Here is a 13,101-nt window from a genome sequence, read left to right as displayed (position 1 = left end):
TGTATCTGCTCTAACAACACAACGAAAAAGGTAATAATAAAAAGGTTATATGTCTGAAGAGAGAGTAATAAGAATAAACAAGGTTTTAAGGGAATTAAATATTTCGTTAGAAAGGGCTGTTGATTATCTAAAAGATAAGGGAATTGCTATTGATGCAAATCCGAATGCAAAAATTTCTGATAGCGAATTTAATATCCTACAAAGCCAATTTGCGGGCGATAAGGGGAATAAGGAAGCTTCTAAAGAAGTTGGAGAAGAAAAAAGAAAAGAAAAAGAAGCACTTCGTGTAGAGCGTGAGAAAGAAATTGAAGACAAACGCAGACAAGATGAGGAACGCCTAAAACAGCAAGAGATTATAAAAGCGAGAGCTGTTGTAACAGGCCCTGTTCAGGTTGGTAAAATTGATTTGAACCCCAAAAAACCTGCTGCTGTTTCGGTACCCGAAGAGACTGCTAAAGTTGAGGAACCAAAAGCTGTCGTTACTCCTCCTGTTCAAACAGAAAAACCAGTTCAGAAAGAGACTGTACAGTCAGAGCCAGTTTCTGATGCTGTAGTTTCTGAAGAGAAAAAGGTAGAAAAACCTATTATTACTGAGAAAAAAGAAGTAAAAGTTGATGTTTCTAAAACAGCTAAAGAACCAGTTGTTGCAACTGATCCAGAAACTGCAGAAGAGATTATCACTACACAATATCAAAAATTATCAGGAACGACTCTTACAGGACAAACAATTGATTTGTCTCAATTCAACAAACCGAAGAAAAAGAAAGAGGATCCAAAGATAACACCAAATAAACCGGGTGCTCCTGGAGCAAACAATAATGCTAATAAAAATAAGCGTAAGAGGATTGTTCCTAAACCAGGTACTCCTGGTACACCAAGACCTGCAACAGGTAATGCGCCAGGAACTCCAAATCCTAACAAAATAACACCAAATGCGGGTGGAACAGGAGGAGGTTTTAATGCTAACAGAAGTGCGAGACCTGGTTTTGTAAAAGGAAATCGCCCTGCTATTGTAGCTAAAGTAGAGCCTACTGAAGAGGAAGTAAAAAACCAAATTAGAGAAACTCTTGAAAAACTTCAAGGGAAAGGTGGTAAATCAAAAGCTGCTAAATATAGAAGAGATAAAAGAGATACGCACCGTCAGAAATCTGATGAAGAGCAAAGAGCACTTGATGAAGGAAGTAAAACTATTAAAGTTACTGAGTTTGTTACCGTAGGTGAAATTGCAATCATGATGGATGTGCCTATTACCAAGGTAATTGGAACTTGTATGTCACTTGGAATCATGGTTACCATGAACCAGCGTTTAGATGCTGAAACATTAACTATTGTAGCTGATGAATTTGGTTACGAAGTTGAGTTTATTACAGTTGATATCGAAGATGCGATTGAAGTAGTTGAAGATAAAGAAGAAGATTTAGTAGTTAGAGCACCGATTGTTACTGTAATGGGGCACGTCGATCACGGTAAAACATCTTTACTGGATTATATTCGTAAAGAAAATGTTATCGCTGGTGAGTCGGGTGGAATTACACAGCATATTGGAGCTTATGGAGTAACTTTGGATAATGGTCAAAAGATCGCATTCTTAGATACACCGGGTCACGAGGCGTTTACCGCTATGCGTGCACGTGGAGCTCAGGTTACCGATATCGCAATTATTGTTGTAGCGGCGGATGATGATATCATGCCACAAACAAAAGAGGCAATCTCTCACGCACAAGCTGCAGGAGTGCCAATTATATTTGCAATCAATAAAATTGATAAGCCAAATGCGAATGTTGAGAAAATCAAAGAGCGTTTGGCTGGGATGAATTTACTTGTTGAAGATTGGGGTGGAAAAATTCAGTCACATGATATTTCTGCAAAAGTGGGAACAGGGGTAAAAGAATTATTGGAAAAAGTTTTATTAGAGGCTGAAATTTTAGATTTAAAATCGAATCCAAATAAAGCAGCACAGGGAACTGTAGTTGAGGCTTTCTTAGATAAAGGAAAAGGATATGTTTCTACAATCTTAGTTCAACATGGAACTTTAAAAGTTGGAGACTATATGTTAGCAGGTAAGCATCATGGTAAGATTAAAGCTATGCATGACGAACGTGGGCATATCGTAAAAGAGGCAGGACCTTCAACACCGGTATCAGTATTAGGTTTAGATGGTGCGGCCACTGCGGGTGATAAGTTTAACGTTTTTGAAGACGAAAAAGAAGCAAAACAAATTGCATCAAAACGTTCTCAATTGATGCGTGAACAATCAGTACGTACACAAAGACATATTACGCTTGACGAAATTGGTCGTCGTATTGCGCTTGGTCAGTTTAAAGAATTGAATGTGATCCTTAAAGGAGACGTTGATGGATCTGTTGAAGCATTATCAGATTCGTTCTCAAAACTTTCTACAGAAGAAGTTCAAATTAATATTATTCATAAAGGTGTTGGAGCAATTACTGAGACTGACGTTATGTTGGCTTCGGCTTCTGATGCGATTATTATCGGATTTAACGTTCGTCCTGCAGGAAATGCAAGACAGCTGGCTGATAAAGAAGAAATTGATATTCGTTACTATTCTATTATTTATGCTGCTATCGATGACTTGAAAGATGCGATGGAAGGAATGTTAGCTCCAGAGATGAAAGAAGAAATCTTAGGGACTGCTGAAATTCGTGAGATTTTCAAAATTTCTAAAGTGGGTTCAATTGCTGGTTGTATGGTAATGGATGGTAAGATTATGAGAACTTCTAAGATTAGAGTTATCAGAGAAGGAGTAGTAGTGCATACAGGTGAACTTGTAGCCTTGAAACGTTTTAAAGATGATGTGAAAGAAGTGTCTAAAGGTTATGATTGTGGTATTCAGATTAAAGGTTACAACGACATCGAAGAAAGAGATGTTATTGAAGCTTACCATGAAGTAGCAATCAAAAAGAAATTGAAATAAAATTTAATAATAAAAAAGTCCCAATGAAAATTGGGACTTTTTTATTGGTCTTATTGGCGGGTAACCCCCTTCAATTTATTAAAGTACTTTAGTAATGCGAAAAAATCTTTATCATTAGATTATGAGTACAGATCTAAGGAAAGGTTCGCACGCAGTAAGCTGATTAACATTTCATGTTGTTTGGGTTACTAAATATAAGTTTAAAATTTTGAAAGGAGATATTCAAAAGCGTTGCCGTGATATCTTGATCAAAATCTGTCAAGCTGAAGGAATTGAAATTTTAAAAGGGGGTGTTAGTTCAGACCATGTTCACATGCATATCGAATACGCTCCAAAGCATAATGTTAGTTGTATAATATTTTTTTGATTTTTTAAGTAATAAAGCAATATGTATTAGGATTGATAGGTTGTTTAGGGAGTGAGAAATTATTAGTAAATCAATGAAAGCTGGTCTTCTCAAAATAGTGGCTTTAAAGAATTTGAAATTAAATATTATTGGATATAGGGAAGTTGATATCACTTTGTGTAAAATCACATTAAATGCTCGTTGTTTCTTGATTAGTTTTTAATTTCTTCAAAAATAAACTTTGAGATAATGTGGATAAAAAAAATAGTGCGAGTTTTAAAATGTAGCTAAAAAAATATTAGTACTATTTATGTGTTATTTAGATAGAGGATGAATATTGTTTAAAAGTAACAACTTACTAAGCTAAAATTTTTAATTAAGGTGCTATGATCTATGGTTATGTCTGCTGTAAAAATTGTCTATTAGAAAAGTTTAAAAAATAATTTTAACATGTAAATGCAAGAATGAAATTAACATTCGAAAGTTTATAAAGCAATCATGGTATCATGATATAAAGTTATTATTTGAGTTTAATGTCGAAAAGGAGTATGCTTTATATATAAAGAAAAATTAAGAAAATTTGATGCTGAAATCTACTTATATTGATGGTTAGACTTACCTTGAATACGCAAAAAAAAGTATTACTTAAAAAGTAATCCTTTTTTAGTTTTTTTGAATTCTATTTATTTGGTTTAACAAGGAAAACGCTTTTGTATTTTTTTTTAATTTCTTCCAAATTTCGTTCAGCTTCAATTCTGGTTTTGAAATTTCCAACTATAACTTTATAGTTGGGAGTATTGAAAATTATAGTGCCGTCAATTGAGTTGAATTCTCTTTTAAAATTCGATAATGTTTTTTTTGCTTCCTCGCTTTTGCCACTGAAAATTTGAATTTTGTATGTTTCGTTGGTACTAATTGTCGTGTTAATTTTACGCTTATCATTCAATAATTGCTCAAATTTAGAGTCTTGATTTAAGGTAATGTTTTGGTCTTGAGCATTAATATTATAGGTTAAACCAAACATGGATATTGATAGTAAAATCTTTTTTGAAGGGGTTAAAATTCTCATAATGTGATGGTTTTTATACAAAAGTAATATTTAAAGTTTATCTGTGAAATGTTCTTATTATTTAGAATTGATATAAATTGATATTTAAGACTATTTTAAGGTTTTGAGAATAGTACTTAAATTGTATTTTTGTCCAAGTTTTAAAAGAGGGTATTCGGTTTTTGCTTATTTAATACAGAAAAAACCATACCAAAAATTAGTAGATAATTATTATACTATATGAAAAAGGTGGGTAACCATAATTCGATCTCAAGAAAATTGCTGCTTAGCTTATCGCTAACCCTGATTTTCTCCCTAACTTCATTTGCTCAAGATCCGGCTGCAACTCCTGCGGCAACTGAAGCTGCGGCTGCTCCGGCTGCTGCATCTGGAAGTGGTGATCCGGTAAAAGGGAAAGAACTTTTTAATGCAAATTGCGCTGCATGTCACAAATTAGATGCTAAATCTACTGGTCCTGCTTTAAGAGGGGTTGCTGGTAAACATGACATGGCTTGGATTTACAAGTGGGTGCATAATAGTTCTGATATGATTAAATCAGGAGATGCAGTTGCTGTTAAGCTTTTTGAAGAAAATAACAAGTCTGTAATGACTTCTTTTCCTCAATTGTCTGAAGGTGATATTGATAATATTATAGCTTATACTTCTGAAGTTAAAGCTGAGCCGGCTGCTGGTACTCCTGGGACTGTTCCTCCTGGGGGAAAAGTTGAAGGAGGAGGGATATCTAATAATATTATTTTGGGAGCTCTTGCTTTAGTAATGGCTATTTTAGTTGTTATGTTGTTCATGGTGAACAAAGTATTAACTAAAGTTGCAAGTAGCAATGGAATTGTAGTTGGGCCTAAAGAGGCTAGAACTCCAATTTGGAAAGCATTTGCTAAAAATCAATTTTTAGTATTAGTTACTTCTATATTCCTGCTTTTAGCTAGTGGTTACTTTGTGTACGGATTCTTGATGCAAGTTGGTGTAGATCAAAACTACGAGCCAATTCAGCCAATTCACTACTCTCACAAAATTCACGCTGGCGATAATGAGATCAATTGTAAATATTGTCACTCAGCTGCTCGTGTAAGTAAAAATGCGGGTATTCCTTCTTTGAATGTTTGTATGAACTGTCATAAAAATATTTCTGAGGTTGCTGAGACTACTGCGACGCCTGAGTACAGTAAAGCGTTCTATGATGCTCAAATTCAAAAATTATACGATGCTGTTGGATGGGATAAGACAAAACAAGCTTATACTGGAAAAACACAGCCTGTTAAATGGGTTCGTATTCATAATTTACCTGATTTCGTGTATTTCAATCACTCACAACACGTAAATGTTGCAGGTGTTGAATGTCAAACTTGTCACGGTCCTGTTGAGGAGTTTGAAATCATGAAGCAATATTCTAAATTAACAATGGGATGGTGTGTTGATTGCCATAGAAAAACTGATGTTAAGATGGAAGGAAATGCATATTATGATAAAATTCATGCTGAACTTTCTAAAAAATACGGTGTAGAGAAATTGACTGCAGCGCAAATGGGAGGTTTAGAATGCGGTAAATGCCACTATTAATCGAATTATTAAGATTTTAATATTTATATACAATGTCATCAAACAAAAAATACTGGAAAAGTGTTGAAGAACTAGAAAATAGTTCTATTGTTGAGGCGCTTAGAAATAACGAATTTGTTGAAGAAATTCCTACTGATGAATTTTTAGGAAATGCAGATGCTTTAGCTACATCTGGAACTTCACGTCGTGACTTTTTAAAGTACGTAGGATTTAGTACTGCAGCCGTAACTCTTGCTGCATGCGAAGGTCCTGTTCACAAGTCTATCCCTTATGTGTTGCAACCGGAACAAATCATTCCTGGTGTTGCTGATTATTATGCAACTACAGTTTTTGATGGTTTTGATTTTGCTAACCTTTTAGTGAAAACTCGTGAGGGTCGTCCAATTAAAATTGATAACAATACTATTTCTGGAGCTAAGTTTTCAGCCAATGCTAGGATTCATGCGTCTATTTTATCTTTATATGATAGCATGCGTTTGAAAGAGCCTAAATTGGAAGGAAAAGATAGTAGCTGGTCTGCTGTTGATTTAAAAATTAAATCTAGTCTTGCTGATGCAAAAGCAAAAGGTGGGCAGGTTGTATTGTTGACTAATACTTTGGCAAGTCCATCAACTGAGAAATTAATTGGTGAATTTATTGCTAAAAATCCAAATGCTAAACACGTTGTTTATGATGCTGTTTCTTCTTCTGAAGCATTAGATGCATTTGAGACTGTTTATGGAGAAAGAGCTTTAGTTGATTATGATTTTTCTAAAGCTTCTTTAATTGTTTCTGTTGGGGCTGATTTCTTAGGAGACTGGCAAGGTGGTGGATACGACTCTGGTTATGCTAAAGGACGTATTCCTCAAAACGGAAAAATGTCTCGTCATTTTCAGTTTGAATCAAATATGACTTTATCTGGAGCTGCTGCTGATAAGCGTATTCCGATGACTATCGCGAATCAAAAGCAGGCTTTAGTTCAAATATATAATATTGTTACAGGTGCTAATGTCTCTGTTTCTTTAGACGGGTCGTTTAAAGCTGAAGTAGTGAAAGCTGCTCAACAACTTAAAGCTGCTGGTTCTAAAGGAGTTTTAGTATCTGGACTTGAAGATAAAAATGCTCAATTATTAGTTTTAGCTATCAATCAAGTGTTGGCTAGTGAAGCTTTTAGTACTGCTGGAACAAGACAAATTAGAAAAGGTTCGAATGCTGCTGTTGCTCAGTTATTAAAGGATATGAATGCTGGAAGTGTTCACACTTTGATCATGAGTGGAGTTAATCCGGTTTATACTTTAGCAGAAGCTGCTTCATTTGAAGCGGGATTAAAGAAAGTAAAAACTTCAGTTGCATTTTCTCTAAAAGAAGATGAAACTGCTTCGCTTACTACAATTGCTGCTCCAGCTCCTCATTATTTGGAATCTTGGGGAGATGTTGTGATTACAAAAGGAACTTATAGTTTGACTCAGCCAACTATACGTCCTATTTTCAATACAAAACAAATCCAAGATATTTTACTATCATTAAACGGAATTCCTGGAACTTTCTATGATTATATCAAAGCTAATTCAGCTGGTATTATTGTGGGTACTTCTTGGAATAAAGTATTGCATGATGGGGTTTTTGTAATAGGTTCTAGTGTATTAACAGGAGGGTCATATGACTATTCTTCTGCTGCGGCAACATTATCTAAATCAAAATCTACTGGTGATTTTGAATTAGTATTGTATACTAAAACAGGTATGGGTGACGGGCAGCAAGCTAATAATCCTTGGTTGCAAGAATTTCCGGATCCGATTACAAGAGTTTCTTGGGATAATTATTTAACAGTTTCTAGTGCTGATGCCAAAAAGTTTGATTTTTCAAACCCAATTGTTGCAAACGGAGGTTTAAACGGAAGTTATGCAACTATTACAGTTGATGGAGTTAAGTTAGAAAATGTTCCAGTAATAATTCAGCCAGGTCAGGCTGTTGGTACAGTAGGTTTAGCTGTAGGTTACGGTCGTAAAGCGGCTTTGAAAGAAGAAATGGTAGTAGGTTTAAATGCTTACTCATTATATAAAAATTTCAATAGTGTTCAATCTGTATCTATTGCGAAAGCAGGAGGAGAGCATGAGTTTGCTTGTGTTCAGGGACAGAAAACATTAATGGGTAGAGGAGATATTATTAAAGAAACTACTCTTAAGATTTTTAATGAAGAAGATGCAGAGCATTGGAATGAACAACCAATGGTATCTTTGGATCACCAGGAAGTTAAAGCCACTACAGTAGATTTATGGGAATCATTTGATCGTTCTACAGGACATCACTTTAACCTGTCAATTGACTTAAACGCTTGTACTGGTTGTGGGGCATGTGTTATTGCTTGTCACGCTGAGAACAACGTACCTGTTGTAGGTAAAGCAGAGGTAAGAAGAAGCCGTGATATGCACTGGTTGCGTATTGACAGGTACTATTCTTCTGAAAGTACTTTTGAAGGTGACAACGAAAGAAAAGAGAATATCGCAGGTTTATCTAGTTCATTATCTACATTTAATGAAATGGAAAAAGCAGGTGAAAATCCACAAGTAGCTTTCCAGCCAGTTATGTGTCAGCACTGTAATCACGCACCATGTGAGACAGTTTGTCCGGTTGCTGCTACATCTCACGGTCGTGAAGGTCAAAACCATATGGCATACAACAGATGTGTTGGTACACGTTATTGTGCAAACAACTGTCCTTATAAAGTACGTCGTTTCAACTGGTTCTTATACAACAAAAACAGTGAATTTGATTATCACATGAATGATGATTTAGGTCGTATGGTATTAAACCCAGACGTAAACGTTCGTTCTCGCGGTGTTATGGAAAAATGTTCTATGTGTATCCAAATGACACAAGCTACAAAATTAAAAGCGAAAAATGAAGGACGCCCAGTTGCTGATGGAGAATTCCAGACAGCTTGTTCTAACGCTTGTTCTTCTGGAGCAATGATATTTGGAGATGTTAATGATAAAGATAGTAAAGTGGCTAAATTGGCTGCTGACGAAAGATCATATCACTTATTAGAGCATGTTGGAACAAAACCTAATGTGGTTTACCATGTTAAAGTTAGAAATACCTAGTACAAAAAATTATTAATTAAGAAACAATATAAAGGATTATGTCGTCTCATTACGAAGCACCCATTAGAAAACCTTTAGTTATAGGTGATAAATCTTATCACGATGTAACAGTAGATGTAGCTGCACCTGTTGAAGGTCCTGCAAACAAACATTGGTGGATTGTATTTTCAATCGCATTAATAGCCTTCCTTTGGGGATTAGGCTGTATAATTTACACCGTATCTACCGGTATCGGAACATGGGGATTAAATAAAACAGTTGGTTGGGCTTGGGATATCACGAACTTCGTTTGGTGGGTTGGTATTGGTCACGCAGGAACTTTGATTTCTGCAGTATTATTACTTTTCCGTCAGCGTTGGAGAATGGCAATTAACCGTTCTGCAGAAGCAATGACTATTTTCTCAGTAGTTCAGGCAGGTTTATTTCCAATTATTCACATGGGGCGTCCATGGTTAGCGTACTGGGTTTTACCTATTCCAAATCAATTTGGATCTCTTTGGGTAAACTTTAACTCGCCATTACTTTGGGATGTATTCGCGATTTCAACGTATCTTTCAGTATCATTAGTTTTCTGGTGGACTGGTTTATTACCTGATTTTGCAATGCTACGTGATAGAGCGGTTACACCTTTTACAAAAAGAATTTATTCTATCTTAAGTTTTGGATGGAGCGGTAGAGCAAAAGACTGGCAACGTTTTGAGGAAGTATCTTTAGTTCTTGCAGGTTTGGCTACTCCACTTGTACTTTCCGTGCACACGATTGTATCGATGGACTTTGCTACTTCTGTAATTCCGGGATGGCATACAACAATTTTTCCTCCTTACTTCGTTGCAGGAGCGGTATTCTCAGGATTTGCAATGGTAAATACCTTGTTGATCGTTATGAGAAAAGTTTCTAACCTTGAAGCATATATTACACTTCAGCATATTGAATTGATGAATATCATTATTATGATTACTGGTTCTATTGTTGGTGTTGCCTATATCACTGAATTATTTGTAGCTTGGTATTCTGGTGTTGAATATGAGCAATATGCGTTCTTAAACAGAGCAACCGGACCTTATTGGTGGGCATATTGGGCAATGATGACTTGTAACGTTTTTTCTCCACAATTTATGTGGTTCAAAAAACTAAGAACGAGTATTATGTTTTCATTTATTATTTCGATTGTAGTAAACATCGGAATGTGGTTTGAAAGATTCGTAATTATCGTTACTTCTTTACATAGAGATTACCTTCCATCTTCTTGGACAATGTTTTCACCAACATTTGTTGATATTGGAATTTTCATTGGAACAATTGGTTTCTTCTTCGTATTGTTTTTATTATACTCTAGAACATTCCCTGTAATTGCTCAGGCAGAGGTTAAAACAATTTTGAAAGGAACTGGAGATAATTACATTAGAGAAAGAGCAGAAAATAAAGATTCACACCATGAGTAATAAAGTAATATACGCCATTTATAATGACGATGATATTTTGATGGATGCAGTAAAGAAAACCAGAGCTGCACACCATCATATTGAAGAGGTTTTTACTCCATTCCCAGTTCACGGATTGGATAAAGCGATGGGTTTACCACCAACAAGATTGGCAATTTGTGCTTTTCTTTATGGATGTGTTGGTATTTCTGTTGCAACATTTATGATGAGTTATATTATGATTCATGACTGGCCACAGGACATTGGTGGAAAACCAAGTTTTAGTTTTATTCAGAATATGCCATCTTTTGTGCCTATTATGTTTGAGATGACTGTATTTTTTGCTGCCCACTTAATGGTTATTACTTTTTATATGAGAAGTAGATTATGGCCATTCAAAGAAGCTGAAAACCCGGATGTAAGAACAACAGATGACCATTTTTTAATGGAAGTTGCTGTAAATGATAACGAATCAGAACTTGTTTCTTTTTTCGAAAGTACAGGAGCTGTTGAAGTTAAAGTAATTGAAAAGAATTAATTGTAGCTATGAAAAGGATATATAAAATAACACTTTTAGTTGGTATAACTATTTTAGTTTCATCTTGCCACAATAATTCGGCGCCAAACTATCAGTATTTCCCTAATATGTATGAATCTGTAGGATACGAAACTTATTCTGAGGCTTCTGTATTTAAAGGTGGAAAAGAAGGGCAGCTTCCTGTAGAAGGAACTATCAATAGAGGTTTTGAACCTTATGAGTATGAAAATTCAACTGCTGGTTATGAATTGGCTAAAGCTAATTTAAAATCACCTTTGACTCAGGAAGAGAGAAGTTCTGAAAAAGGAAAAGAGCTTTTTGAAATTTACTGTATAAGTTGCCATGGTGCTTCTGGAAACGGTAAAGGTAAATTAGTTGAAAGAGAGAAATTTCTTGGAGTACCTAGTTATAAAGACAGGGTTATCACTGAAGGAAGTATCTTTCATGTTGAAACTTATGGTTTAAACGCGATGGGTTCTCATGCAAATCAATTAAGTGCCCACGAACGTTGGTTAGTTGCTGACTATGTTCTAAAACTAAAAAGCCAATTATAATTGTTGAACAAACTGATCGTAATAGATATGTACACATTTTCAAGTAAATTAAAAACGTTTTCTTTCATCTTAATGGCCGTTGGTATATTAGGGATTGGATATGGTTTTTTAAACGCTCCTAAAAATATTGAAGACGTAGAAACTCTTCTTAAAAAAGAAGCATCTGAGCACGGTGGAGGACATGGTGAAGCCGCTGCAGCACATCATGAAGAATCCGCTGAAGCAGCTCACCATGAGGAAAAACCGGAAGTTGTTCATCATGAAGAGGCTAAAGATGCACATGCTGAAGTAGCTGTAAATGCAGACTCAGTTATTGCACATAAAGATTCAGTTGTTGCAAAAGAAGAAGTCGCTAATGAAGTAAAAACTGAAGAAGCACACGAGAGTACAGTTGCAGAAGCTAATGTTGCTAAACATGAAATAAAAGATCAAAAACATGAGGAAGTTTCTCATGAACATGATCCTAAAGCACACGCAGAACACGTTCTGCACCAATTACAAAACAAGCCATGGTCTGCTTTGTATGTTGCATGTATTTTCTTTTTGTTGCTTTCTATGGGCGTTTTGGCATTTTATGCTATCCAACATGTTGCTCAAGCTGGCTGGTCTCCTGTATTGTTTAGAGTTATGCAGGGAATAACAGCTTATTTGCCTGTTGGTTCTCTTATTTTCTTTGTTATACTAATTTTGTGCGGACTTCATTTTAATCATATTTTTGTATGGTTAGGAGAAGGAGTAACAGATCCAAAAAGTGAGCATTATGATGCAATTATTGCAGGTAAGTCAGGTTATTTAAACTTTCCTTTCTGGATAGCTAGAGCGGCTGTGTTTTTAGGAGGATGGAATTTGTACCGCTATATTACTAGAAAAAATTGTTTAGCTCAGGATGAAGCGAATGATGATTTAAATTATAAAAAGAATTTCAAACAAACAGCTGGATTTTTAGTATTCTTCATAGTTTCTGAGTCTATTATGTCTTGGGATTGGATTATGTCTTTTGATCCACACTGGTTCAGTACTTTATTTGGGTGGTATGTATTTGCTTCTTTCTTTGTAAGCGGTATTACTACAATCGCTTTAGTAACTATTTACTTGAAATCTAAAGGGTATTTAGAATTTGTAAATACAAGTCATATTCATGATTTAGCTAAATTTATGTTCGGAATTAGTATATTTTGGACTTATTTATGGTTCTCTCAATTTATGTTGATCTGGTACGCAAATATTCCTGAAGAGGTTACATATTTTATAACAAGAATTCAATTATACAACCTTCCTTTCTTTGGTGCTGTAGTTATGAATTTTGTTTTCCCTGTATTAATTTTGGTTAATACTGATTTTAAACGTCTAAACTGGGTTATTGTAATGGCTGGTATTGTTATTTTATTGGGGCACTATGTTGACTTTTTTAATATGATTATGCCTGGTACAGTTGGTGACAGATGGTTTATTGGAGTTTCTGAAATTGCATCTATTCTTTTCTTCTTAGGGCTATTTATTTTTGTAGTGTTTACTGCACTAAGCAAATCTCCTTTATTGGCAAAAAGAAATCCTTTCATCGAAGAAAGTAAACATTTTCATTATTAATATTTAAAGAA

At 35.1% G+C, this 13,101-nt stretch carries 8 protein-coding genes and 1 pseudogene; 8 read left to right on the top strand and 1 reads right to left on the bottom strand.

What is annotated here, in order from left to right:
• Nucleotides 1-49: 49 nt before the first annotated feature.
• Nucleotides 50-2,935, top strand: coding sequence for a translation initiation factor IF-2 (infB, locus tag FLACHUCJ7_RS06900; protein ID WP_078227249.1), 2,886 nt, complete (start codon nucleotides 50-52; stop codon nucleotides 2,933-2,935).
• Between the two features lie 121 nt (nucleotides 2,936-3,056).
• Nucleotides 3,057-3,293, top strand: a pseudogene (gene tnpA / locus FLACHUCJ7_RS25310) (IS200/IS605 family transposase); the annotation flags it as partial.
• Nucleotides 3,294-3,960: 667 nt separating this feature from the next.
• Here the strand turns inward: tnpA and FLACHUCJ7_RS06890 are convergent.
• A complete protein-coding gene (locus FLACHUCJ7_RS06890) occupies nucleotides 3,961-4,350 on the bottom strand; it encodes an SPOR domain-containing protein (RefSeq protein WP_180908386.1) in 390 nt (129 codons plus the stop codon).
• A gap of 219 nt (nucleotides 4,351-4,569) precedes the next feature.
• Here FLACHUCJ7_RS06890 and FLACHUCJ7_RS06885 point away from each other — a divergent pair, with 219 nt between their 5' ends.
• The 6 genes from FLACHUCJ7_RS06885 to FLACHUCJ7_RS06860 are packed head-to-tail and all read left to right on the top strand — an operon-like array spanning nucleotide 4,570 to nucleotide 13,090.
• Nucleotides 4,570-5,907, top strand: coding sequence for a c-type cytochrome (locus FLACHUCJ7_RS06885; protein ID WP_180908385.1), 1,338 nt, complete (start codon nucleotides 4,570-4,572; stop codon nucleotides 5,905-5,907).
• 32 nt (nucleotides 5,908-5,939) lie between these two features.
• Nucleotides 5,940-8,990 carry a TAT-variant-translocated molybdopterin oxidoreductase gene (locus FLACHUCJ7_RS06880; protein WP_180908384.1) on the top strand — a complete coding sequence of 1,017 codons (3,051 nt, stop codon included), beginning with the start codon at nucleotides 5,940-5,942 and terminating at the stop codon, nucleotides 8,988-8,990.
• A 38-nt stretch (nucleotides 8,991-9,028) separates the two neighbouring features.
• Nucleotides 9,029-10,432 (top strand): NrfD/PsrC family molybdoenzyme membrane anchor subunit, encoded by a 1,404-nt coding sequence (gene nrfD, locus FLACHUCJ7_RS06875; protein ID WP_031454418.1) that lies wholly within the window; start codon nucleotides 9,029-9,031, stop codon nucleotides 10,430-10,432.
• Nucleotides 10,425-10,949 (top strand): DUF3341 domain-containing protein, encoded by a 525-nt coding sequence (locus FLACHUCJ7_RS06870; RefSeq protein WP_078227253.1) that lies wholly within the window; start codon nucleotides 10,425-10,427, stop codon nucleotides 10,947-10,949. The genes nrfD and FLACHUCJ7_RS06870 overlap by 8 nt, the downstream gene beginning before the upstream one ends.
• Nucleotides 10,950-10,957: 8 nt before the next feature.
• Entirely contained in the window at nucleotides 10,958-11,503 is a 546-nt protein-coding gene (locus FLACHUCJ7_RS06865) for a c-type cytochrome (protein ID WP_078227254.1), read from the top strand.
• Nucleotides 11,504-11,530: 27 nt separating this feature from the next.
• A complete protein-coding gene (locus tag FLACHUCJ7_RS06860; protein WP_180908383.1) occupies nucleotides 11,531-13,090 on the top strand; it encodes a quinol:cytochrome C oxidoreductase in 1,560 nt (519 codons plus the stop codon).
• Nucleotides 13,091-13,101: the final 11 nt, after the last annotated feature.

Origin of the sequence: Flavobacterium salmonis (assembly GCF_903819435.1) — a bacterium.
GTDB classification, from domain to species: domain Bacteria; phylum Bacteroidota; class Bacteroidia; order Flavobacteriales; family Flavobacteriaceae; genus Flavobacterium; species Flavobacterium chungangense.
Note: the sequence above shows the minus strand (reverse complement) of the source record. Positions and strands in the feature narration are given on the sequence as shown.